This window comes from Clostridium uliginosum (assembly GCF_900112485.1).
Classification (GTDB): Bacteria; Bacillota; Clostridia; order Clostridiales; family Clostridiaceae; genus Clostridium; species Clostridium uliginosum.
Genome location: NZ_FOMG01000004.1, coordinates 145,236 through 171,425, shown reverse-complemented (window position 1 = coordinate 171,425; position 26,190 = coordinate 145,236). Strand labels below are relative to the sequence as shown.

The 26,190-nt window shown below is 26.2% G+C and carries 21 protein-coding genes and 2 tRNA genes; 18 read left to right on the top strand and 5 right to left on the bottom strand.

Translation table 11 applies throughout. From position 1 onward, the window contains the following. Window positions 1-66: 66 nt before the first annotated feature. On the top strand, window positions 67-825 hold the full coding sequence (locus BM027_RS04605; RefSeq protein ID WP_090089283.1) for a YdcF family protein: 759 nt from the start codon (window positions 67-69) through the stop codon (window positions 823-825). 84 nt (window positions 826-909) lie between these two features. Here BM027_RS04605 and BM027_RS04600 read toward each other — a convergent pair whose 3' ends face one another. Beyond that, window positions 910-1,557, bottom strand: coding sequence for an SdpI family protein (locus BM027_RS04600; RefSeq protein ID WP_242943285.1), 648 nt, complete (start codon window positions 1,555-1,557; stop codon window positions 910-912). Next, the gene (locus tag BM027_RS04595) at window positions 1,557-1,838 is read right to left on the bottom strand and encodes an autorepressor SdpR family transcription factor (protein WP_090089203.1); all 282 of its coding nucleotides are present in this window, start codon (window positions 1,836-1,838) and stop codon (window positions 1,557-1,559) included. Before BM027_RS04595 ends, BM027_RS04600 begins: the two co-directional genes overlap by 1 nt. 299 nt (window positions 1,839-2,137) lie before the next feature. Between BM027_RS04595 and BM027_RS04590 the strand changes: the two genes are divergently transcribed. Together BM027_RS04590 and BM027_RS04585 are read left to right on the top strand one after the other, a co-directional pair. Then, complete coding sequence (locus tag BM027_RS04590) at window positions 2,138-2,827, top strand: DUF2786 domain-containing protein (protein ID WP_090089201.1); 690 nt, start codon at window positions 2,138-2,140, stop codon at window positions 2,825-2,827. 427 nt (window positions 2,828-3,254) lie between these two features. After that, window positions 3,255-3,632, top strand: coding sequence for a hypothetical protein (locus BM027_RS04585; RefSeq protein ID WP_090089199.1), 378 nt, complete (start codon window positions 3,255-3,257; stop codon window positions 3,630-3,632). A 126-nt stretch (window positions 3,633-3,758) separates the two neighbouring features. Here the strand turns inward: BM027_RS04585 and BM027_RS04580 are convergent, their stop codons facing one another. Together BM027_RS04580 and BM027_RS04575 are read right to left on the bottom strand one after the other, a co-directional pair. Beyond that, entirely contained in the window at window positions 3,759-4,115 is a 357-nt protein-coding gene (locus tag BM027_RS04580) for a hypothetical protein (protein WP_090089196.1), read from the bottom strand. Between the two features lie 367 nt (window positions 4,116-4,482). Beyond that, window positions 4,483-5,196 carry a GNAT family N-acetyltransferase gene (locus BM027_RS04575; protein WP_242943284.1) on the bottom strand — a complete coding sequence of 238 codons (714 nt, stop codon included), beginning with the start codon at window positions 5,194-5,196 and terminating at the stop codon, window positions 4,483-4,485. A 372-nt stretch (window positions 5,197-5,568) separates the two neighbouring features. Here BM027_RS04575 and BM027_RS04570 point away from each other — a divergent pair, with 372 nt between their 5' ends. From BM027_RS04570 to BM027_RS04550, 5 genes are all read left to right on the top strand, one after another. Further along, window positions 5,569-6,642, top strand: a complete 1,074-nt coding sequence (locus BM027_RS04570; protein WP_090089194.1) for a YdcF family protein — start codon at window positions 5,569-5,571, stop codon at window positions 6,640-6,642. 576 nt (window positions 6,643-7,218) lie between these two features. Continuing rightward, a tRNA-Arg gene (locus BM027_RS04565) sits at window positions 7,219-7,295 on the top strand. Window positions 7,296-7,298: 3 nt separating this feature from the next. Continuing rightward, window positions 7,299-7,374 (top strand) — tRNA-Lys (locus tag BM027_RS04560). A gap of 309 nt (window positions 7,375-7,683) precedes the next feature. Then, a complete protein-coding gene (locus tag BM027_RS04555; RefSeq protein ID WP_090089191.1) occupies window positions 7,684-9,507 on the top strand; it encodes an urease accessory protein UreH domain-containing protein in 1,824 nt (607 codons plus the stop codon). A 99-nt stretch (window positions 9,508-9,606) separates the two neighbouring features. Beyond that, window positions 9,607-9,873: a hypothetical protein gene (locus BM027_RS04550; RefSeq protein ID WP_090089189.1), complete on the top strand. Its 267-nt coding sequence runs from the start codon at window positions 9,607-9,609 to the stop codon at window positions 9,871-9,873. 112 nt (window positions 9,874-9,985) lie between these two features. Here BM027_RS04550 and BM027_RS04545 read toward each other — a convergent pair whose 3' ends face one another. Next, window positions 9,986-11,731 carry an ATP-dependent metallopeptidase FtsH/Yme1/Tma family protein gene (locus BM027_RS04545; protein WP_090089187.1) on the bottom strand — a complete coding sequence of 582 codons (1,746 nt, stop codon included), beginning with the start codon at window positions 11,729-11,731 and terminating at the stop codon, window positions 9,986-9,988. Window positions 11,732-12,490: 759 nt separating this feature from the next. Here BM027_RS04545 and BM027_RS04540 point away from each other — a divergent pair. The 10 genes from BM027_RS04540 to BM027_RS04495 form a co-directional block, all read left to right on the top strand. Continuing rightward, window positions 12,491-13,498 carry a Wadjet anti-phage system protein JetD domain-containing protein gene (locus BM027_RS04540; protein WP_090089185.1) on the top strand — a complete coding sequence of 336 codons (1,008 nt, stop codon included), beginning with the start codon at window positions 12,491-12,493 and terminating at the stop codon, window positions 13,496-13,498. 295 nt (window positions 13,499-13,793) lie between these two features. Next, window positions 13,794-15,416, top strand: coding sequence for a hypothetical protein (locus tag BM027_RS04535; RefSeq protein ID WP_090089183.1), 1,623 nt, complete (start codon window positions 13,794-13,796; stop codon window positions 15,414-15,416). After that, a complete protein-coding gene (locus tag BM027_RS04530) occupies window positions 15,416-16,120 on the top strand; it encodes a DUF6063 family protein (protein ID WP_090089181.1) in 705 nt (234 codons plus the stop codon). Before BM027_RS04535 ends, BM027_RS04530 begins: the two co-directional genes overlap by 1 nt. Beyond that, on the top strand, window positions 16,113-20,501 hold the full coding sequence (locus BM027_RS04525) for a hypothetical protein (protein ID WP_090089180.1): 4,389 nt from the start codon (window positions 16,113-16,115) through the stop codon (window positions 20,499-20,501). Before BM027_RS04530 ends, BM027_RS04525 begins: the two co-directional genes overlap by 8 nt. Window positions 20,502-20,723: 222 nt before the next feature. After that, window positions 20,724-21,548: a phage replisome organizer N-terminal domain-containing protein gene (locus tag BM027_RS04520; protein WP_090089178.1), complete on the top strand. Its 825-nt coding sequence runs from the start codon at window positions 20,724-20,726 to the stop codon at window positions 21,546-21,548. Window positions 21,549-21,685: 137 nt separating this feature from the next. After that, window positions 21,686-22,615 carry an exonuclease domain-containing protein gene (locus BM027_RS04515; protein WP_090089176.1) on the top strand — a complete coding sequence of 310 codons (930 nt, stop codon included), beginning with the start codon at window positions 21,686-21,688 and terminating at the stop codon, window positions 22,613-22,615. A 103-nt stretch (window positions 22,616-22,718) separates the two neighbouring features. Continuing rightward, window positions 22,719-23,747: a helix-turn-helix domain-containing protein gene (locus BM027_RS04510; RefSeq protein WP_090089175.1), complete on the top strand. Its 1,029-nt coding sequence runs from the start codon at window positions 22,719-22,721 to the stop codon at window positions 23,745-23,747. Window positions 23,748-23,755: 8 nt separating this feature from the next. After that, the gene (locus BM027_RS04505) at window positions 23,756-25,018 is read left to right on the top strand and encodes an FAD-dependent oxidoreductase (RefSeq protein ID WP_139209533.1); all 1,263 of its coding nucleotides are present in this window, start codon (window positions 23,756-23,758) and stop codon (window positions 25,016-25,018) included. Between the two features lie 398 nt (window positions 25,019-25,416). Then, window positions 25,417-25,668, top strand: coding sequence for a hypothetical protein (locus BM027_RS04500; protein WP_090089172.1), 252 nt, complete (start codon window positions 25,417-25,419; stop codon window positions 25,666-25,668). Window positions 25,669-25,688: 20 nt separating this feature from the next. Beyond that, window positions 25,689-26,190, top strand: a 502-nt coding sequence (locus BM027_RS04495) for a 4Fe-4S binding protein (RefSeq protein ID WP_175559943.1), incomplete at its 3' end; no start/stop codon positions are given.

The following is a 26,190-nucleotide window of genomic DNA, read 5'->3' as shown; positions in this document are numbered from 1 at the left end:
CTATGATTTATGGAATGAGAAGAAGAATTTTGAAGTTATGATTAGGAAATAGGAGGGAAATAGGTGTTGAAGAAAAATATAGATTTAATTTTAGGAATATTATTGCTTATATATATAGTTGCAATAAATATACTAAGTTCAACTAAAATAGCGTTTAGCATGCCAATTGCAATGGTGGGAATAATATTTATAATTTATCACTTCATAAAAGAGAAACTAAAAAGAATTAGAAACTATGATAAATTATCTAGAATTTTTAAATTATTAATGTGTATTGGATTAGTATGCTTTATTGGAATTGAAGGAATTATAATAGCTTATCCCAAGTACAAAAAAGAAAATTCAGATTATATTCTTGTATTAGGTGCTGGACTAACTAATGGAAAAACTCCAAGTTTAATACTCAAAGATAGATTAGATGCTGCTTTAAAGTGTATTAATGAGTATAACAATACTGGATATATAGTTGTTTCAGGTGGACAAGGAGGGGACGAATATATTTCAGAGGGCATGGCTATGAGTACTTATTTAATTAATAAAGGTATTCCTAAGGAAAGAATAATAATTGAAGATCAATCTAGCAATACTAATGAGAATTTTAGGTATTCTAAAGAAAAAATCGAAGGCCATAGCGCTAAATCAATAGATGAAGTTAATGTTAAAATAGTAACTACAGATTTTCATGCCATTAGAAGTAGTATTTTAGCAAAGAAAAATGGATATAAAAATTTTGAAAACTACTCAAGTGATACAGTATGGTATCTAATTCCAGTAGTGTATACTAGAGAAGCATTTGCACTTATAAAAAGTATAGTGTTTGATTAAAATTATGTTTTTTTTGATATAGAGCAAGTAAAAAGAGGTGGTCTAATTTTGAGTTGAATTTAGACCATCTCTTTGGTTTATTCATTATTTGATATTATTTTTAGAATAAAAGTAACTTGCTATTATTGGAATGATTCCTACAATAAATACTGAAATTAGTAAGATTATAAATTGTATATTGCCTTTGAACAATAATGAACTTACGCTTATAATTAAGCCTGAAAATACAAATAGTTTTCCGCCTAATCTATGAGTTTTTTTCCAAACTTCTTCACTAGTTAATGTCCATGGAGTTTTAATTCCATAGAAAAAGTTACTTTTAGATTTTGGAAGATAGTTACCTATTATAATAAACAAGATGCCTACCATAAATGGAATAACTTTATTTATTGGAATATTGTAACTAAGTGATGTTGCTATAATAACAATGTGTATAACAAAAAAGAACGTTACTAGTGCATTTGAGATAATAGTATAACTTTCATTAAATTTAGAATAATTAGCTTTCTTTGGATCTATTTTTGGAGAATATAACATACCAAGCCATATTACAATCATAAATACAGGAGGTAAAAATGCTGCAAACAGCTTAGAACCATATCTATTAACTTCTCCAGAAATATTCCAATGCATAGGCATTAAATCCGGTAACTTATTATATAAAGAAATGCTTATTAAAAACGCAATTATTATTAGTGTAAGATTATAAATATTACTTTTCTTTTTCATCATTAGTAATCATTCTCCTTTTTAGTGTTATTTAGAAATGATATGAACCATCCTGCAACATCCTCAAAAACTGATGTATTTAGTGAATAGTATATAAACTGACCTTTTCTTTCATCACTCACTAATCCAGTTTGCTTAAGAATGTTTAAATGATGAGATATACTAGGTTTAGTGATTTGAAAATAATCTGCAATATCACCAGCAGTCATATCCTTTTCTTTTAGTAAATCTAAAATTTTTCTTCTTGTGTTATCAGAAAGAGCTTTAAAAGCATCATTAAACAATAAATACTCACTCCTTTTAGTTTATTAGATATTTAGACAATTATCTAAATATTTAATATTAATATACATAAAATATATAAATTTATCAACTCTTTTTTATAATAAGTCACACATCTATATTCAACTGAAAAAACAACTGTTTTTTTGCTTAAGAAAAGTATAATATGATATATAATGCTAGAACCCTGTAAGGCATATTAAGTCTTACTTTATTCAACAATTAAATGTAAGATCAAATAAAGTTATAAATTAAATGAAATTATAAATTAAATAAAAGAGATGAAGAAAGTAGGTATGAAGTGAATACTAAAATAGTTGAGAAAATTCAAAAGTTATTAGCACTAAGTGAAAGTAGTAATGAAAATGAGGCTCAGTTATCTTTATTAAAAGCTCAAGAGTTACTTGCAAAACATAAATTATCGTTAAAGGAAGTAAAGGAATTTAGAGCTTATAATAGTGCTATTAAAGAGAAAATTAGTTCAGTATCATTTACCAAGGCAAAGTGGAAGGCAGAGTTAGCAAGATTAATATCAGATAATTTTGGCTGTTATTATTATTTTAGAACTAAGAGAACTCATACTATTACTTTTTTTGGAAGAGAAGAAGATGTAATTGTATGTAACATAATTTTAGAGTATGCAATAGATTGTATAAATAGTAGAGTGAAGCAATTGAGATACCAATATTCTAAGGAGGGATATAGTACTAAAGGACTTGAAAATGACTATGCACTTGGATTTATTTATGGATTAACACAAAAGTTTGAAAAGCAAAAAAAAGCTCATGAGGAATGGGGAATGGTACTTGTTAAAGATTCAGAAGTTGTTGAAGCTCATAATAATATTAAATTCACAAAATCTATAAATACAAAAATTCAATTTAAAGGGTATATAGAAGCTTATAATAAAGGACAAGAAGATGGCAAAGATTTTAGTATATCAGATAAAATTGCTGAAGAACAAACTGAAGAACAATTATTCCTAATATGAAAATTCTTAAACTTTTCTTGCGTTTAGACAAGGATACTTTCAATGAAAAAACTAATCAGCCATTATATTTTAAATTTCATATATTTATTAAAATTTGATATATTTATTGAAATTTGATAATATAGAGAAGCATTAGTATATTATAGTGTTTTAAATACATTAAAAATAACTTATTATGGTGAAAAAGAAGAGTTAAGTAAGGATGAAAATGAAAATCTAAACATTAAATTTGATGACAATATAGGTACTTCTTTTTAATTTGTGAGTAAAGATGAATGTAACAATATAAAAAGTTTTACCGAAAAGTTATATACATATCTTAAAAACGGACAAGTAGTTTTGTATAATACAATTAGAAAGCAAAATTAAGTTGTGAAATGAGTTTACACAGCTTAATTTTCAAAATAAATTAGAAGGAGTAGATAAAATGAATATTTCAAAATTATCATTAGGGCAGAAATTAATATTAATAGGAGGAATTATAAGTATTGTTTCATTATTTTTACCTTGGGTTGATGCTGGGATACTAAGTGTAAATGGATTTCAACAACAAGGATACATAGTATTATTGGCATTCATTTATCCAGTAATAATAATATTAAATAATAAGGTTCTTAACATTAAAGGTGGAATTGCTTCATTAGCAGTAGGTATTATTTTTATGTTTTCATTAATAAAAAGTAAGAATACTAATGTTTTTGGAACATCAGTAAATCTTTCAGCATCTGGCATGTATATAATGATTGTAGGATTAATAGTTTCAATTGTTGGAATAATAATAGATAATAAAAAAACTACAAATTAGTAAAGTTAATAGGAATATTAGACTACTAAAGTGTACATATATATTGTAAAGAACATGAAGAGGATGTTGCAAAATGATTTTTAAATCATTTTAAGCAACATCCTTTTTTTTATTCCCTCATATGCCTTAAAGAAAATATGATGTAATTAAAATGAATATACTTGAAAAGAACAATGTTGAATTAAGAATAGCCTTAATATTAACCTCAGGTTTATAATTTTCATTTTCATGTTGCTTAGCTTTTAAATCAACATGACTTACATATTGAGAGTTAAGATTACCAAAAGATTGGATAGATAACCCCATTGAATTTCCAGAAAAATTTAAAAGCAATTCAATTATAAATGCCATTAATCCAATAATGAAAAAAGCATCTTTTAATGTAAAACTAAAAAAATATGTTGCAATAAGTGAAATTATTGCAAGACTTAAATAAGCAATTAATAATGCAAAGATAAATTTAAAGATTTTTATTTTTTTCACAATATACCTCCATAAATTTATTATACTTATAAAGTATTTATTTTTTTCGCTCTGTTTTAATATAGTGTTGATATTGTTACATTTTTGTGAAGTTTGCATTAGAATTCGACTTTTAGAACTCTTAAGTGAGAGTCCAAATTTTAATTTGGTATCTCAAACTTACTCAGCGAACGAATGTGAGTCGAGTTTCCTTTAGTATTGTCACATTAGTTGCTTGTCCAAAACTTGTTTTTGGAACAAGCTGGAATGGGACTATACTCATTTAGACGTTCTTAAGTCCAATTCTTTAGCACGCTGAACAATATGTAACAATATTAACACGGTCTTAAAATATAGCCATTTTTTTTAATATTTAATTTGCTAATTATTACTCTATTTCAAACCAATTTACTACTTTATCTTTTTTAAAGCCTAAACCAGTTGCTAACCTCATAGATTTTTCATTTTCTTCCTCAATATGTACGAATGGAATTTTATTTTTATCACGAACTTTCTTAATTAAAGCTATTGTTACATCTCGAGCATATCCCATCTTTCTATATTCAGGCAAAACATGCAAAAATCCTATAGCTCCATCATCTTGTGTAATTGCCCATGCTATTGGTTTATCCATATAACGTATACATGAACTTATTCCATTCGTTATTCTATCAATTATATATTGAATAGATATAAAGTCTTTATAATCTGAATTCTCATATATAAACTCAGCATCATTAATTGTTAAATCTGACACATTATGTTTAGGTTTAACTATATATGTATCATTGCATAATATCAATTTCATTGTAGATAATCTCCATTTTATTTTATTCTTATTAGTTAAAATAGGAAGCATCCATTCTTCAATTGCTGCAAAATTTTTATCATTATTGTCTAATCTACTTTTTATTATTTTAAGTTCTTCTTCTGATTTAGAACTTATATAAATCCAGTTTTTATCACTTGTTCCTTTGACTATAACTGAATCATCTATTTTTTCTATATAGTATATTGGATAATCTTCAATGAAGTTAATAATATTAATGTTATTAATCTCATCTTTAATTAAGAATTCTATTATTTCAGTCTTTTGATTCAAATTTTTCTCCTCCTGTTTATTGATAATATCAGCAACTATGATATTCCAAAGAGTTGTGTTAGGAACGTTTATATTAAGAATGCTTCGAGAAATTTTACTATTGTATATAGATATATTTACTTATTATAACATATATTTACAATTAATTAGAATAAGACATATATTTGACTTTATTAATTTAATACGACTAAGTGTTAAAATTAAATATATATTAAAGTTAAGCATTTATTTTACGAAAATATATATTGATATTTTTTTATTTTTAAAACATATTAGAGTTATACTTTGTATCAAATTTTCAAATGAATAACTAAATATTTATGTACAGATAATAACTATAAGATGATTTTTACAAAGGAGGAGAACATAAAGATGTTAACTTATTTTCAAGGAAAATACGAGATTGTTATACTCGTATCATTAAGCATAATATCATTAGCTATTTTTCTTATTTCTTATTTTTATGAACGTAGAAGACTTGCAACAGGATTTTTGTTTAATTTATTTTTGTTTTTTACAGTAATAACACTTGGTTTTATGTCTGTAACTGCCAACAATTTATTTCTAGAATTTTTTGGTCTTATTTTTTATTTAATTATTTTTGGTGTATTAGCATTTGGACTTTATGTATTAATTATTGGATTATTTATAAATGCTAAAATTGTTATGAGGCGTGAACAAAAATCTATGTCTAATTTATTAACTCTATTTTTAGGGATAGCACTAATTGCCTATATAATAATAGACTTGATTAATATTGATAGATTTTTACCACAAGATGTTAATGCATTTTTAAGTGGTATTTATATTATAGGAGGGTACTATATATTTGATGTGTTTAATTTTTTAATGTCATCATTTATTTATCAACTTAATAGACCAAAGTTAAATCAAGACTTTATTATTGTTTTAGGCAGCGGATTAATAGGAGATAGAGTGCCACCTTTACTTGCTAGCCGTATAGATAAAGCAATTGAATTTTATAATAAACAATCTAAAGTTACTAATCCACCTAAAATAATCTTTTCTGGTGGACAAGGACCAGACGAAAAAGTATCTGAAGCTTTGGCAATGCAGTCATATGCTATAAATAAAGGGGTACCAATTAAAAATACTATTTTAGAGGATAAATCAGTTAGTACTTTAGAAAATATGAAGTTCTCTAAAAATATAATAGATAATTTAATGACTAAAAGTTATAGAAGTATTTTTGTGACAAATAATTATCACTTGTTTAGAGCAGGAATATATGCAAGGCTTGCAGGAATAAAAAGCCAAGGTGTAGGATCTAAAACTGCTCTATATTTCTTACCTAATGCTATGATTCGAGAATATATAGCTATAGTAGTTATGCATAAAAAGCGATATGCAATAATTATTATTTTGATTTTAATTTTTAGTTTTATATTAGCTATGCTTCCTTATCTTTCATCACTTATGTTTTAATGTATATTCAAAAAAAGAAATAGAAATAACATTTGTGGAAGTAGCATTGAAAAATAAGCTTAGAGTTTCTTCATTTGAAGTTGTTCTATAAATGATTGTCCTAATGCATATTAGGAGCAATCTTTTATGGGTACAACTTTAAATGTTAGAAACTTTTAGGCATATTCAACAAAATAACAAGTCAGTATGCTAGTCTATTTTGAGTAATGTTACTTCCTTGTTTGACTCAAAATATACGTCACATCTTTGACTTGTTATTTTGTTCATATGCCTTAGCGAAATTTTTCTAGTCTTCTTTAATAAATGTTATTTCTATTTCTTTCTTATTACTTCACTTGATAATTCTGAGACAACCTACTTTTTGCTAAATTTCGTGTACTTCAAGATGCTATTAATGTCTAAATTTATACTATTTCAGAATATTTATAACTAAATTGTAAAAATAGTGTTGACAATATATATTATGTATATTACAATAGCAAAGCAGTCAAGTTTTAGAAACTTTATATTTGATAATAACCTAGATTTTCAAGGTGATGAAGTTTTTGATTTGATTGAAATGTATATTATAAATATGCGTTTTTAGCTCAGCTGGATAGAGCAACGCCCTTCTAAGGCGTGGGCCGGGGGTTCGAATCCCTTAAAACGCACCATTTGGTTCACTAGCTCAGTCGGTAGAGCACATGACTTTTAATCATGGTGTCCCGGGTTCGATTCCCGGGTGAGCCACCAAAATATAGTCTAAAGTAGGAATGTAGATTTTTACTTTAGACTTTTTTTATTTATAAATAATAATTGTATTGTAGCAGTATAAAAAAATAATCTATTTATAAACATCAGTACTAAATTTACTGTATGTATAAGTGAAAATTATGTTATCAAATAAAATGGCATGGAAAAATTTCTATGCTATTTTTTTATACGTGTTATATATACATAAAATCTTCATAAATTTTTAGTATACTCATTTATATAAATGATGAATTACGATTAAAATACATTGCTGATAAAATAAATCACAGTGATTTAGTGGAGGGTATTATGAGTATTAAAAGAGAAATTATTAAAGTTTATAACATGACTTGTACTTCTTGTGAAAATAGAGTAGAAAGAGCATTAAAGAAAGTTAATGGAGTTATAAATGCAATGGCTAGCTATAGTGCTCAGAATGTAACTGTTGAATATGATAGTGGGCTTTGTACAAAAGAACAGTTAACGGAAGCTATTAATAAAACAGGTTACAGTACTAAAGGTTCAAATAATATTAAATTAGCAGGCTTTTTTGTTGTAGTTGCAGCTATTTTATTACTAGGTAATTCTACATCAGGTTTTGATATGAGTGCTAAGTTAAATAATGCTTCTTATATGGTGTTATTTGTTGTTGGTATGCTTACATCTATTCATTGCGTTGGTATGTGTGGTGGAATAATGCTTACACAAAGTTTATCTAAAAACAATATTTTAAAGGAAAAGCAAAATAAATTTAAGACTTTAATGCCTGCAATTTTATATAATGCGGGAAGAATGACTTCTTATACGATTATTGGTGGTGTTGTAGGAGCTTTAGGTTCTGTTCTATCATTATCACTTAATGTGAAAGCAGGGCTTCAGATATTTGCAGGATTATTTATGGTAATAATGGGATTAAACATGGCGGGGTTCTCTATTTTTAGAAAGCTTAATATTAAATTGACATGGTCTTCATGTTCAGTAAAAAAGAAACCTAAGATTCCTTTCTTAGTCGGAATGTTAAATGGATTAATGCCTTGTGGTCCTTTGCAAACAATGCAGCTTTATGCATTAGGTACTGGTAGTGCAATAAATGGAGCATTATCAATGTTCATATTTTCTTTGGGAACAGTTCCTTTAATGTTAGGATTTGGAGCTATATCAGGTTTTTTAAGCAAAGGCTATACAAAGCAACTTTTAAAGTTTAGTGGATTTTTAGTAATAATGCTTGGAATAATAATGGGAAATAGAGGACTTGCACTTGCAGGGGTTGGAGTTCCTAGTGTTAATACATTAACTCAAAGTCTTTCAGGTAATGCAGTTCAGGCTGCACAATCCAATATATCTAAACCAACCATAGAAAATGGAGTGCAAATAATAAAGATGACTGCTGATAGCAACGGTTATACACCTAATGTATTTTATGTTCAAAAAGGAATGCCTGTTAAGTGGATAATTACAGGAAGTCAGATCACTTCTTGCAATAATGCAATAGTAGTACCATACTTGAATATACAGAAAACCCTAAAGTCTGGTGAAAATATAATAGAATTTACACCAGAAGATAAAGATATAAATTTCAGCTGCTCAATGGGAATGATAAGAGGAGTAATCAAAGTCACAGATAATCTTGATTCTGTAGATACATCAAAAGCAGACTCATCGCTTCCACAGCCAAGTAGTGGAATGAGTTGCTGTAGTGGTGGGGGTGGGACTGCAAGTACTGCACCACAAACTCCAAGTATATATGGTAATGATTTAAGTAAGGTTTCTACTGATAGATTAATTAAGAAAGCTAATATTTCAGGAGATACTCAAAGTCTAAATATAAAAGGAACTGGTTATGAGTTTGACCCACTTGTAGTGGTATTAGAAAAAGGAATAAAAACAAATCTTTCTATAGATCTTAGTTCATTTGATAATGCCGATGGAAATTTCACGATATTAAATGGTGATAATGATGATATCGTAACTAATTTTAATGGAAAAAAAAGTGTTGTTAATGTTGAATTTAATATAGCTAATAGTGGAACATACCTTATTATAAAAGATAATGAAATTGTAGCTGGTATTGAAGTTACAGATTCATTAAAAAATGTAAACTTAGAAGAGGTTCGTAAAAAAATTATAAATTAATAAAGTTGTATTAGAGAAATTAAAAGTCGATATCCATTAAGTTGATGCGGTATTGATCTTACTCATTAAATATAATAAAGATATAGGGAGGAAATTATTATGAATTGTCACAGAAATAATAAAAATAAAGAATGTAAAAAACATAATCTAATAAAGCATATGCTAATGATGGTACTTTGTTGTGGATTACCATTAATACTTATAGTGATGCTTCCTTTTATAAATATTGGTGGAGGATTTAAAGCCACAATAGTTGGAATAGCACCATTCATATGTCCTTTGATGATGTTACTTATGATTCCTATGATGTTTAAAGGCATGAAACATGGAAACTGTTGTAGTAGGAAGAAAGAAATAGAAAAATAAAAAATTATATTAATTTTAAATATATGAAATTTTCTAATAGTATTTAACAAGGGGACAGTAAATAATTTTCTTTTTACACAAAATTACCTACTGTCCCTTTAAACAGCTTTTATTATTTATTATATGCTATTTTTTTTAGTTCATCTTCATATAAAGTTTCTTTTTCTAACAAGCTTAAAGCTATTTTATCAAGAGAATCTCTATTTTCTCTTAAAAGTTCTAGAGTTTCCTCATATAGTTTATTAACAAGATCTTTACATTCTTCAATAACAGGATTTCCATAACTACTATATAGAGACCCAACACTTGAAAGTTTTATAAGTCCCAAGGTTTCTCCCATACCATATTCAGTAATCATTTTTAATGCAATATCAGTAGTTTGAGAGATATCTCCATGTGCTCCAGTAGAAATTTTATCTTTTCCAAAAATAATTTCTTCAGCAGCTCTACCACCAAGTGAAACTTTTATTTTATTCTTTAAATAATCAATTCTGTGATAGCTAGTATCCTCAGGAATAGTTAATGTATAACCTCCAGCACCTTTAGTAGTTGGTATAATTGTTATCTTAGAAACCTTATCCTGTGGAAGTAGTAACATACCAATCAATCCATGTCCTGCCTCATGATATGAAGTAAGAAGCTTGTCTTCTTCTTTAAGATAACTTCTTTCTTTTTTCTCATGTCCAGCTAAAGTTATGGAGTAAGCATATTCTATATGAGCTGAAGTAATAGAATTACTATTATCTTTAGCAGCTAAAATAGCACTTTCATTTATTAAACTTTCTAATTTTGCGCCTGAAAAGAATACAGTTTTTTTTGCAATATCTTTTATATCAAGATTTTCATGAGGTTTATTTTTTAAATGTAGAGATAGAATCTTTTCTCTAGCATTAACATCTGGCAATGATACTTCTATATGTCTATCAAATCTACCTGGTCTAAGAAGAGCTGTATCTAGCATGTCTAATCTATTTGTAGCAGCAATTACTACTATACCTTCATCTTGTCCGAAACCAGACATTTCTGTTAAAAGAGCATTTAATGTTTGATCTTTCTCATCATTGCTAGAGCCATTTTTGCCATTACCTCTTGCCTTACCTATGGCATCAATCTCATCAATGAATATTACAGCTTTTCCATGAGATTTTGCTTTTTTAAATAAATTTCTTACTCTTGCGGCACCAACTCCAACATACACTTGCACGAAATCAGAACCACTAAGAGCGTAAAATGGAACGCCAGCTTCACCAGCTACTGCTTTTGCAAGTAATGTTTTACCTGTACCAGGTTCACCATAAAGAATAACCCCTTTAGGCATTCTTGCACCATATTTTTGATATTTTTCAGGATTCTTAAGAAAATCAACAATATCCATTAAACTTTCTTTAGCTTCTTCATTACCAGCTACAGCGTGAAAATCTAAAGCGGCTTTTTTATTTTTGCTAAAATCTTGCATGTCCATAGATGCGACAGAAGAACCACCAGCTTTAGCTTTATATGCAAACATAGCCACTATTGTTAAAAGTGATAACCCCAAAATAACAGAAGGAATAGTTTTTGCAAGAGGGGGAGTGGTTTCATCTTTAACTTCTATTCCATTTAGTAATAATTTTTCTTTTAAAGTATCTGTATGTGGATTATCTGTAGAATATTTATCACCATTATTTAGTAATATGGTCATTTTAGGAGAGGTATCTATTATTACTGTAGATATATTATTAGAATTTAAATCCTCTGTAAATAGAGAATAATTTTTATTGACTATTGTTGTATTAAAAGATGTCATTGCTAGAACTATAAGTGATAGTATTGCAGTTATTATAGGAATAATAATATAATATTTTTTAATTTTATTCATTAAGCACCTCCAAATTTTAAAAGATAAGGCACATGAAAGAAAATAATAGACCAAAGATGCGTCGTATATTTTGTGTCAGGCAAGGAAGTGAGTTTGGGTCATAGCGAGCTATCAGCGAAACTTACTGACGCAGTATGATACAAAATAGACAAGCATACTGGTCTGCTATTTTTTTGAATGTGCCTCTAACTTAATATTGATTATACAGGTTTAAAATTAGAAGTCTACTTTCTTTCATGGTTTTTACCAATGTAATTTTTGGAGAATTAATAAAAAATTTTATGTTTATAATATTGTAAATCAACATGAAATTTTATTTTTTGTATGTTGAATATCACTTTAATGATAGCTATTGATGATATTAAGTTAGAGTTTAATGATTAAGTAGTTCAATATGATTTTCTAGCTTTAATTTTTACATTAAAATGCATAAATAAGTAAATTTATAGTAAAAAATATCGATAAAACCAATAAAGAGTACTACATATATTAAAACAAATAGATATATTTGGGTGCTAAAAATATAAGATGAATTTATGAAAGTCTATAATAAACAAATGTTTGAAGTATTTGTGCAAAATTTAAAGACTAGTTACAAACTTAAATAACTAGTCTTTTTGTCATTTGTTAGGTATTTGTTATCTCTATCTTTTATAGAAGATAAGAGTATTAGAAATATGATATAATATTAATAAATTAAAAGTAAAATTATTCTAATTTGAATAAATATGTATTGAAAAAATAATTATGGAGTTTGAAATGGTTAAATTAAAAAATTTAAATAAAAAAACTATAGAGATAGAAGAAATAGAAAGAATTTTCAAAGTTAAATCTTACGAAGAATTATATGATTTAATTAGTAATCTTATGGATAAGAAAGAAATAATTCCGATTAAAAGTAGTGGAGGAAATGGAAAAACTCCTACGTTATATAAGAAATATAGACTTGTAGAAGAGGAAGAAGATTATAGTCAATTTTTAGATGAACTAAGCTTTAAGATTTCGCCAAAACTTGAAATATCTTATTATAAAAATCATTTAAAAAAATATAAGGAACATAGAGAATATATTTTTGCATTAAATGATTTTATTATAAATAAGGAAGAACTATTAAAAACAAGCATTTCTATGAATGAAAGATCATTTCAGATATGGGGAAGAGAGAAGTTTATCCAAAAAGAAGAAGGAAAATTAATACTTAAGAATTTAGGATTAGATTTAGAGTATTTAAATTATTATGACACATCAGAGCCACTAGCTTATTATTCAAAATCTAAAACAATTCCGCAGAATATATTAATTTTGGAAAATAAAGATACATACTACACTATGAGAAGATATTTGATAGCTGGAGGAAATGAAATTTTAGGAGAAAATATAAGTACATTGATATATGGCGGTGGTAAAAATATAAACAAGGCTTTTAAGGACTTTGAGATTTCAGTTGAAGAATATGTTTCAAATAAGGAAAATAAAATTTTGTATTTTGGCGATTTAGATTATGAAGGAATAGTTATTTATGAGGGTCTATATAATTTAATTAATGATGAATATAACATAGCACCTTTTATAAAAGCATATGAACAAATGATTGATAAATATATTAAAGAAAAAATAATATTATCTAAGACTAAAGATGGCCAAAATAGAAATATAAAAGATAAATTCTTAAATGAATTTGACATGAACTATAGAAAAAAGATTAATGAAATCCTAGAACAGGATTTATATATTCCACAGGAAATACTTAATCTTACAGATTTATAGAAAAAGTTTGTAAGAATTTTATATTAGGCATATTCAAAAAAATAACAAGTCAATATGCTAGTCTATTTCGTGTCATGCTGCGTCATCAGAATGGCCTAATAGCTCGTTATTAAACAATTTTGCTTCCTTGTCTGACGCAAAATATACATTGCATCTTGGACTTGTTATTTTCTTTCATGTGCCTTAGGCAAATTATATATAGACATTGGAAGACTTTAACAAGGGACTTGTTATTTTCTTTCATAGGCCTAAGAGTATAAAATTTATGCAGATTGTAAATATACAGGAGGATGCAATGGATTTTAGTTTTTTAGATGTGCAGCATATAAGAATGAAAAAAATAGGAGCATATGCTTTGCTATTTAGAAATAGTATAGCTAAAGGCACATGGAAAAAGTATGGATTTGAAGAAGGCTATGAACAGGATAATTTGATTTTTTCAGTATTACTTTACATAATGGAACAATCACTAAAAGAGGAAATCTGTACAATCGATTATATTGGTAATTTTATTGATGAGGTAAATTCTCTTCATTTTAAAAAAGAAATTACTTATGAAGATTGCAAGGAACTTTCAGAGTTTATAGTAAATACGATTTTATGTGATGAAGGTAAAGCAATGTATTTTAAAGCTTTCAATTTTAAATTAGGAGAATATGAAAGTTTAAACATAAGCTTTATTAAAAATAAAATGGAATATATAGAAGGTGTGAGAAGAGTATCATATTCATTAACTGATGATGGATATTCACTCCTTTTATCTACTTTGGAAATTGAAGAAAATTTACAAATGACAATTCATGAAATAGTATTTAAAATGCATTTAGACAAGGCATCTTATGATAAGGCAGTCGATGATATTAAAAGTATATTTAACAAGTTTAGAATTAGAGTTCAAAGTATGGAAGAAGCAATTAGAAAGATTAAAGAAAATCCATTAAGTTATTCTACTAAGGATTATAGGAATATGATGGAAGGAAATTTGGAACTTTTAAAAGACAGTAAGAAAAAATATATAGCACATAGAGAGTTTATTCAAGAAAAAATAAATGATTTTATAGAAAAAGATATACACCTTAAAGAACTAGATGAAGAAGAAAAGGAAAGCTTGAATAATTTAAAAATAATTGAAAACTATTTAAGCAGAACAATAGACGAGGATCAAAGAATATTAAAAAAGCATTTTGATTTGAAAGAGATTTATGGAAGAGAGCTCGAAAATATATCAAAAATGGCTTTAATAGAAAGATTTAATTTTAAAAGTGAGGTTTATAATAAAATTTTAGATAATCCAGGGAAGTTAGATAATATTGAAGTATTTTTAAGACCTCTTTTTAAAATGACTCCAAAAAAAATTTACAATATAAATAAATCATTAGAGTATCAAAAGAGTATAAAGGAAAAGTCATTAGAAAATGATGAGTTTCTTACATTTGATGAAGGTGATTTATTGGAAGAAGAAAATAAGAAAAAGCTTGAAAGGCTTGAAAAATATAAAGGGGTAATAGAAATTATATTAGAGCTTGGACGTGAAAGAGGGAGTATTTCTTTAGGTGAAATAAATTCCTTAATTAAAGAAAGTGAAGTTCTAATGAATAGCTTGATCCCAAGTATTCAGATCTTTAGGGAAGTTATAATAGAAATGCTTAAAAATAGAATTATTGATATAGAAGAAATAAGAGAAGAAAGAAAAGACACTGTTGAAAGTGGAGAAATAGAATTTCAATTAAACAAAAGCATTTTAGAAATACTTGATACAAATAGAAGTCTTAAAAGAATATCAAAAATTAAAGTGGGAAAAATCATAGATAATTGTGATGTTAAATTAGAAGGTTTAAAGGATGATAATGGAGTAAGTAGAAATTTTCTATGTTCAGATATTTCGTTTACGATTATAGAAGGAGGATTAAAATTATAATGGGTTATTCAATAGATGAAATCAAAATGAGCAATAGGATATTTTACTATCTATTAAAGTATAGAGAATTAAAAGAAGGAGAAAGCGAATTATATAAGGCTTACTCTGAAAATGAGAATATAACACAGTTAGTAAAGGAGCAAGGTGAAGCTTCAGAATCATTTGTTAAAAAGTATGGGGGAGTTGTATACCTTATACCAAAAGAGGAAAATGACTTTTTAGGATATTCTAAGGCGGAACTAAGGAAAATACTTTGTAAATCTAGTGCTAATGATAAAGATTATTATTTATCTCAATTTGTAATTTTAACTCTTCTTGTAACATTTTATAATTCACAAGGAATTTCTAGTAAATCAAGAGACTATATAAAGATTGGAGAATTTCTTAATATAATAAGTGACAGATTAAATGATGGAGTATCTAGAACTAATGGGGAAAATGGTGGGATAGCCTTTGAAAATATTCTTGAAAGATTTGAATCATTAAAAAGTAGTGATAAGAAAAGCATATCTAAGACAACAAAAGAAGGATTTGTTAATACAATTCTTAAATTTTTAGATGATCAAGGGTTAATTTATTACATACAAAGTGATGATATGATTAAAACAACAAAGAAATTAGATAACTTTATGGATTGGAATTTATTAAATAAAAATAACTATGATAGAGTTTTGAGAGCTTTAGGAGAGGAAGTAAATGAGTAAAATAAATAAAATTAGATTAGTAAACTTAAATTATAATAATAACACCATGAAGATTGATGATGAGAGCTTTTATTTAGATGGTGAAAATACCATGTTTAATCTTAGAAATGGTGGTGGAAAATCTGTACTTGTTCAAATGATTATGGCACCTTTTGTAAATAGAAGAAATAGAAATTTAAAGGACAGAACATTTGAAAGCTATTTTACTTCTTCAATTCCAACTTATATTTTGATTGAATGGAAATTAGAAGATGGTGCAGGCTACCTTTTAACTGGGATGATGGTTAGAAAAAGAGAAAGTATTTCAGATGAGGATTCTAAAGAAAAATTAGATATTATAAATTTCGTTTATGAATATAAAGATAAAAATGAAAATGACATAAAGAATATTCCTATTATTGAAGAAAAGAGTAACGGCAGAACTATTAAAAGCTTTGCCAATTCCAAAAAACTTTTTGAAGATTTAAAGAAAAACAGGGATATTAAATTTAATTATTATGATATGAATAATTCAGCTACTACTAGTGCATATTTTAGTAAATTAGCTGAATATAAGATTAACTATAAAGAATGGGAGACTATAATCAAAAAGATAAATCTTAAGGAATCTGGACTTTCAGAGCTTTTTGCAAATGCGAAAAATAGTGAAGGTCTAGTTAAAGAGTGGTTTCTTCCAGCAATAGAAAATAAGCTTAGAAAAGATGAAGATAGAATTAAAAATTATAGACAACTTTTAGATAGCTACATTAAACAATATAAAGAAAATAAAAACAATATAGATAAGAAAGAAAAAATAGAATTATTTAATGAACTATCTAAAGAAATATTTTCTGCAAGCAATGATTTTATAAAAACTATTGATAATAGAGAAGCTTTAGAAAATGAAATAAGTAATGTTATTGTATATTTAAAAGAAAGTTTAAATGATGTGGAGTTAGAAGAAAAGAATTTAGATGAGGTAATAGATAATTTAAAAGAGCAAGTTAAAGAGTTACAGTATGAAAAAAAATCTCTTGAAATATATAAAAAGCAAAATGAGATAGATAAACTAAATGAAAATAAACAAAGAGAAGAAGTTTTAATAGAAGAAAGTAAGAATAGTATTGATAAATTAAAAAGAAGAAAAAATATACTAATCTGTTCAAAGCTTCATAAAGAATATAAGAGTTTATCAGAAGAACTTCAAGGCTTTGAAAATGAACTTGAAGTATTACACAAAGAAAATCAAGATTTTACCCCACGTATAAATGACTTAGGTTATACATTAAAAGAAATATTAAGAAAAGAGCTTACAAAAACAAAGGAAGAAGAAAATAATAAAATTACTTTAAGGAAATCTCTTAAAGAAGAAAAAAATAATATTGAAAATTCATTAAAAATCAATAGAAATAGTATTGTAAACTTAAATAAAGAAGAAGGAAGTTTACTTGGTGCTATTGAAAGTTTTGATAAAGAAGAAAATAGATTTAATAAAGAATATGATGAAAATATATTTAGAAATATTTCAGGCTTTTTAGATGAAGAGAAGTTAATTAAATTAGATAAGGATATAAAAGAAGAAAGTTTCAATTTAGATAAAGAAAGAAAAAATAATGCAGAACTCTTGTTAAAGAGCAAAGAAGAGCTAAAGAGCAAAGAAAGAGAAAAAGCCAATAATTCTAAAGAAATAAGCATTACAAAATATGATTTAGAAAATATGAATTCAGATTTAGAGAAGTTTAATAAAGAAATAGAAACACGAACTCAAGTGATTAAATACATTGATTTTGAAGAAGATAAACTTTTTGAATCTAGCAAGATTATTGAAGTGTTTGAAAGAAAAATAAATTTGATAAAGCAAGACGAGATAAGACTAAGAAGAATAAGTGATAAAACAACTTCTGAATTAGAAAAACTTGAAACAGGGAAGGTATTAGAATTACCAAAGGAAGTTGAAGAATGTCTTAAAAGGAAAGATATTAATATAGTTTATGGTATGGAATGGATTAAGAAAAATGGTTATTCTGTAAAAGAAAATGAGAAATTTATAGAAAATAACCCTTTCATACCATATTCAATAATAATGGATTCTAGAGAAATAGAGATTTTAGAAAAGGAATCTTTAGATGTGTTCACTTCTAGTCCAATTTCTATAATTAAGAGAGAAGATTTAGGAGAAAAACTGTGTGAAACAAATGAAGGTCTTTTAAACTTAAAAAAACTGAAATTTCTTATCTCATTTAACAATAAACTTTTAAATGAAAAAGAATTATTAAAGTTAATAAATGAAAAAAGATTAGAATTAAGCAAGGTAATAAATGAGATTAAATCTAAAGAAGAGGATATAGAATTTTATTTACAAAAGAAAAACTTTATTCAAAATTCATCTTTAACATTTGAATCTTATGAAGGTCTAAAAAGTGAAATTGAAGGCTTAAATAAGAAAAGTGAAGATTTAAGAGCTTTAGAAATAAAGTTAGAAAAAGATATTCATATAATAGAAGAAACTTTAGAAAATACTCAAAATGAAATTATAAATTTAGATAAGAAAATAGAAAAGAATATAAAAAAAGAAGAAGATTTCTTAAATTTAAAATTTGAGTATGATAAATATAAGAAAAATAAAAGTAGCCTTGAAAAATTAGAAGAAAGAATAAAGTTAACTAAGAATTCCATTGAAGAAGAGGATAAGAGAAACAAGGATATTGAAAGCGAATTAAATGAATGCGAAGAAAGCATTAGATATTATACAAATGAAAATAGTAGGATTTCTGAAGACTTAATAGAATTTGAAATTTATAAATCTGGTTCTTTAATACAAAAGGATAAAGAAGATTTGATTTCAGAGTACAAAGTCTTAAGAAAAAATATAGAAAGTTCAGAAGAGGAATTAAATAATAAAATAAAAATCTCGACTGGAAAATTTAATGAAATTGAAGAGGATCTTAATTACAAAGTAAACCAATATCAACTAGAAGAAAAAGAATACACAACTGTAACTTATGATAGGCATAAAGAAAGTGAAACAGAAGAAAATTTATCAAAAGAAGAAAAAAACTTAAGTAACATGAAAGATTCATTAGGAGAAATAAAATCAGATTTAAAGGTTACAAATAATGATTTAAACAGATATTATGAAAAGCTTAAAAAAGACTTTAACAAAGACATACCTAAGGATAAAAATTTAATATTTGAAAAGAATTATAAAGAGAAAGAAGCTAAATTAAACATAAAAATTGAAGATAATTTAAAAGAAAAAGAAGAATTAACAAAATTAAATAGTAAGATAACTAACAGCCTAAGCAATTTAAGTGAATATAATAATTTAAAAGTTAAAGATGAAATAGAGGTAAAAATAGAATTTAATAATTTAGATGAAACTATAGGAAAACTAAAAAGAGATTTAAACAACCTTAGGAAAGATGAAGGAAGTAAAGAAAATGCACTTGGCAGAATAATGTTTACTATTGCAGGTAAAGAAGAATTTAAAGAAGAAAGTTTCTTTAAAGAGCCAATAGATACTCTTATAACACTTGTATCTAAACCTAAGGAGCTTCTAGAACAATTAATAATGCTAGAAGATTCATATAACAAGCTTATGGAAAAGATAGGTTATGATTTAGAATTAATAGAAAAAGAAGAAGATAATATATTAGAAAGTTTATTAGAATATATAAGTGATATACATGAAAATATAGCTAAAATTGATAATAATTCAACTATAACAATTGACAATAAAAGAGTGAAAATGCTTAATATAAGTGTATCAGAATGGGAAGAAAACAAAGAAATTTATAAGATGAGATTAAAAGATTATGTTGAGCAGCTAAGAAATCAATGTATATTAACATTAGAAAAAAATGAAAACATAGAAGAAATAATAGGCAATAAAGTAAATATAACTAAACTTTATGACGAAGTTGTATCTATAAGCTCTATAAATATTAAGCTTTACAAAATAGAAGAAGATAAGCAAAGACAAATAAGCTGGAATGAAGTATCAACAAATTCAGGGGGAGAAGGATTCCTTTCAGCCTTTGTAATCTTATCTAGTTTATTATCTTATATGAGAAAAGATGAAAGTGACATGTTTAATAGAAAAGAAGAAGGAAAAGTTTTAATAATGGATAATCCATTTGCTCAAACAAGTTCTGCTCATCTTTTAAAACCACTTATAGATATTGCAAAGAAAAGTAATACCCAACTTATATGTTTAACAGGACTTGGAGGAGATTCTATATATAATAGGTTTGATAATATATATGTACTTAATCTTGTACAATCAAAAATAAAAACTGGAATTAAATATTTAAGAAGTGAACATGCCAAAGGTGAAGAAGAAAAAGAAATTATGATATCATCAAGACTTAAGATTGAAGAAGAACAAATAAGATTATTTTAATTTTATATTATAATAGTAAATATATATACTTTACAATGAAACATCAATACTAAACAAAGGTATTGATGTTTTCTTATGTGCAATTCCAAGTAATATTTTTAAAATAAATAAAAAAATTATAAATTTTAATGAAAAACTAATTCCTAAAGCATATATATTAATTAGAGGTAAGAAAATTACATAAATATCTGTGAAGTATATATTAAGGGGAGAGTGTTAAGTATGAGAGAAAGAAAATATGTTAAATTGAGAGTTGATATGTATGAGGATACTAAGTTTAAGATAATAGACACTATGGATGAAAGAGATCTTATTCATTATATTTGGACTAGAATTGTAACTTTAGCTGGAAAGGTTAATTTAGAAGGCGATTTATATATGTCAAAAAATATTCCATATACAGCAGAAACTTTATCAATAGAATTCAATAGAAGTGTTGAAAAGGTTGAATTAGCTTTAAATGTATTAAAAGATTTAGAAATGGTTGAATTTACTGAAGATAATGTTTATAAAGTAAGAAATTTTACAAAGCATCAAAATATTAAGGTTAAAGAAAAAACAGAAAATGTAGGTAATAAGGTAGAGGTTAATAATAAAGAAAGTATAGTAAATGAAGAGTTAGAAAATCAAAATTTTGAAAAAAATGAAAAAGAATCTAAAGATAATAATGAAAATAATTTAAAGAATAATTGCACAAAACATAATAAAATTAATGTAAATATTAAGGCAAAAGAGGTTAAATGTGAAGAAAAGTTAGATAATGAAATAAAAATTATAGAACTTAAAAAGAATCAAAGTGAAAATAATTCTTTAAATAATAAGAATATATATGATAAAGAAAAATTGGATAATAATATAAATTTAGATAGTAACTTGCTGTTAGATATGAAGATAAATAAAAGAAAAAGTAAGAATGGTAAGAAAAAGGAAAAGTATAATAATGATATTATTAAAATAGATGATGAAGAATGTATGATAGATGTTTGTGAGTGGCGTGATCAACCAAAACTTGAAGGTGATACATTGATTAAATCATTTATTTTTTAAAACAGAGCCATTTTTTAAGAAATTTATAAGATATCAAAATAAATGGAATTTTTTGAAGTCACCATAAATAACTTTCAACTTTACTTAATAATTGTGTATAATAATTTATTATAACTAAAAAATGTAGGAGAAAATGAATGAATTTTGTAGCTATAGATTTTGAAACTGCCAATGAAAAAAGAAATAGTCCATGTTCTATAGGAATTGTTGTTGTAAAAAATGGCGAGATTATAGAAAAAGTACATCACTTAATAAAGCCTAAGGAAATGAGATTTATGCCAATAAATATTGGAATTCATGGAATAAGGCCTCGTATGGTTCAGAATGAATTAGAGTTTGATAAAGTGTGGGAAAAAATTAAACATTATTTTAATAATAATTTAGTAATAGCTCATAATGCTTCTTTTGATATATCTGTGCTAAGAAACACATTGGAACTTTATAAGATAGAAATGCCAAGTTTTCAGTATATATGTACAATGAAGCTTTCTAGAAATTTTTATAGTAACCTTGACAATGCAAGGCTGAATACAGTAAATAATTTTTTAGGATATCAGTTTAAGCATCATGATGCGTTGGCAGATGCAATAGCATGTGGTAATATTTTACTTAACATATGTGAAGAATTAAACTCAAAGGATATTAATGAAATATCAAAATTAGTTGGAGTAACTTTAGGCAGTGTAAATGAAAATGGGTACAACCCATCTAGATTAAAAGGAAGAGTTTTTGAAAAATCTAATAGACAACCTTCAAGACAAAATGAAAAAGTAATGGAAAGCTTTAATTTTACTGCATTTGAAGATGAAGTTGTTGTATTTACAGGTGGTTTAGCTTCTATGACGAGAGATGAAGCAATAAGATTAGTTAGAAAACTTAGTGGAACTGTAGGAAGTTCTGTAACCAAGAAAACAACATGTATAGTAACTAATACAAAAGACATAAAAGATTTACATAGAGAAGAAATGAGTAATAAGCTTAATAAAGCGGTAGATTTAAAGAAAAAAGGCCAAAAGATAAAGTTTTTAAATGAAGAAGCATTCTTAAAAAAATGTAAAGAAAAATAATAATAACTAGGGAAAAATCCTTAAGCGTTTATTTGTTATATAATCATAATACATAATATGTTATAATATGAATATAATTACATAAATTAAAGGGGACTGCCATATGGATGTTGAAGGTTTAAATCCAAAAAACAAATATAACATTATTAAATATGCATTGAGAACCAATAATGTATCAAAAACTTGTCAGCTTTTTGGAATCTCAAGAACTATTTATTATAGGTGGTATAATAAATATAAAACTTACGGTATGGACGGTTTAGCTAACAAGGTTAATAAAAAACCTAATATGCCTAATAAAGTTAATAAAGATACGGAAAATGCAATATTAAATCATGTTAATAAATATCCCGAGGATGGACCTAAACGAATATATTATGAATTAAAAGCTAATGGATATGATGTTGGAGAGACTGGAATTTATAATGTTTTAAAGCGAAATGCTCTAAATAAAAGAGCAGACCGTGAGTTATATTCTAAAGATAAAAACATAAAAAAAGCTTCTAAAAAACAAAATAAGCAATTAGATTACAACTTAATTAATAAGAATAATGCATATCCTGGATATCTTCTAATACAAAACATTTCTTATTTAGGTAAATTTAAAAATCTAGGTGAAGTATATCAATATACTATATGTGATGTATATTCAAAATGGGGCTTAGTAAAATTATATAATTCTAAAAATTCAATTAATGCAATAGATTTTATTGAAACAAAAATTATGCCACTCTCAAAAACCTTGAATTTACCTATGAAGAATATTGTTACAAACAACGGAACAGAATTTACTACTAATTGGAAAAATGGAATGCACAAATACGATAAATTTTTAAATCAAAATGATATTAAACATTGGACTTTTCCCATAAGTAATAAATCAGTATTTATGCCTATGGAAGAATTTTTAACAGTTATAGCAGATGAGTTTTATAAATCAATAAAAGTATCAAATGAGGCATATTCTTTTGCTGATATTGAGAAATGTCTAGAAAGTTACCTTAAACATTATAATTTTAATAGGTTAATAACAACAGGAATGCATAAAGGAAACATTCCAGCAAAGCTTGTATTAGACTATATAGGAGATGATGAAACCTTACCACTTTGGATATATACGAGATTAGAGTAGGTGATTTTATGATGAATTCTATTAATACTAATAATAATATTTGTGTAATTGGTGGTGGAATATCAGGCGTTTTTATTTCACATTACCTTAAAGAAAATGGATATAAAAATATTACTTTATTAGAGCAAAGCGATAGAATAGGTGGGAAGTGCAATAGTATAAGATATAAAGGGCTAACCTATGAGATGGGAGCACTTATGGCATTACCTTCGTATTCTAATATTAATGAATTAATGGATAAGTTTGGTGTATCAAAGAAATGTCCACTTCTTACAAGAGGTTTTTATAATGCAGAGGGTAAAAAGGTGCAACAGCTTCCCAAAAAACAGTTATATGATTTTATCAAACAGTTTAAAAAATTATCAACTACGCTTAAACAATATGAATTTTTAAAAGCACCTGGATATAAAAACTTACCTAAGGAGTTATGTATGCCCTTTGGTCAGTGGTGTAAAAATAATGACTTAACAGTGGTAAAAAAAATATATTCTCATTGTTTTACGACCTTTGGATTTGGTGATATTGAAGAAGTTGCCACTGCATATGTTTTAAAACTTCTAAATTACGAAAATCTTATGTCTTTTATTGAAATACCACATATTATTACTTGTCCAGAAGGCATACAAGAATTAATTTATAGAATTTCAGATACTATTGATGACGTTAGATTAACACAAACTGTTGAAAGTGTTACTCCTTTAGAAAATGACAAGGTTATTGTTAAAACAAATCAAGAAGAGTATATTTTTGATAAAGTTATATGTACAATATCTTTAAAAAAATTTGGAGAATTAGTAAGTAATTATAATGAAGAAAAAGAATTATTTAATAAAATAATATATGAAAAATTTAGAGTTTACGCCTATAAAGTTAATGGAATTCCAAAGGTTTGTGGTTATATCCCTGATAACTTGAAAAAAGACAGAAACGGTCACATCACCATATGGTATTATAGATGGCTTGATACATGTAATGCCGATATAGTTACTGTTTACAGTTATGCTAAAGATGGAATAGACGATAGAGAAGCAAAAAAAATTGTGGAAGATGATTTAAGAAAACTGGGTGGCAAAAATATTAGTCTGTATATGATGTCTAGTTGGGATCATTTCCCTCATGTTGATGCAAAAACTTTAAGTGAAGGTTTTTATGATAAATTAGAAGCACTTCAAGGAAAAAACAATATATACTATAGCGGAGAGATAATGAATTTTTCTAATATAGAAAGTTGCGTAATATATGCTAAGGACTTAGTTGATAGATTTTTTTAATCACCACCTTAAGTGCTGTAATATTAACGACTTCAGAAGGAGTTTAGCCCCTTACTGAAGTTTTTTTTTGTAATACTTATCACCAATTTAGAGAAGTAGGCGACTTTACTTCTGAAATGTATTTAAATTACAAAATTTTATATTCAAGAGTTGTTTACACTTAATTATCCGAATATTTAAGATGTTTTTAAGTACTTCAACAAAACTATATCTTAAAATAGTTTGATTTCATTATTATATGTGTAAACAATATTTGAAATTGATACGTCAACCCTTAGTAAAATCAATGATTGTTAAAATTTGACAATGATTAAATTGAATATTAAGCTAAAAGTATGTAGTTAAAAAAATAACAAATAAATATCCATAAAGATTTGAAAATGTTAGGGGGAGATTATATGTATCCAGAACAAAAATATCTAGAGGAAGAAATCAAATGGGAAGAATTTAGTAAGATGATTTATGGTGGAGTTTTAATGAAAATGCCTGATCTTCTTAAATATGGTTATATGCGTTTATGTGAACAATGGTTAAAAGGTCACAACATTACAACTGTAAACAATCAAATTGCACTAGGAATGCTTAAAGATGTATTACCATCAGATCAGTACAACGCATTACTACAATCATTAAAGCAACAAAAAGCTTAAGAAATAAGGGGGTATTTAAAATGACCAAATTACCATTTAACATTGATAAAAAAGCTTCTGCTTATATTGACCCAAAATTGTGTATTAATTGTGGTAAATGTAGACGAAGTTGCCCAACTGACTCAATAAATGAAATGCAAAGGTTAATATGTAGACTATGTCCTGATTGTGTAGATGCATGTTCTAACATTAAGTTTCATCTTGAATCTCATGATTATGCAGAACAAGTTGCCTGTAGTATCGGTTGTCCACTTGAAATTGTTCCAGAAGGATATGTAAATTTAATTTCAGAAGGTGATATTCAAGGTGCTTATGAATTAATAAATGAATTAAATCCATTAGCAAGTATTTGTGGAAGCATATGTAGTCATCCTTGTGAAGAATCATGTAAACGAGGAACATTGATAGACAAGCCAATTGCTATTAGAGCACTTAAAAGATATGTAATGGAAAATGCTGAAAAAAAACCAGCTGTTTTTAAAGAAAAATATGATAAAAAAATTGCAATAGTTGGAGCCGGAT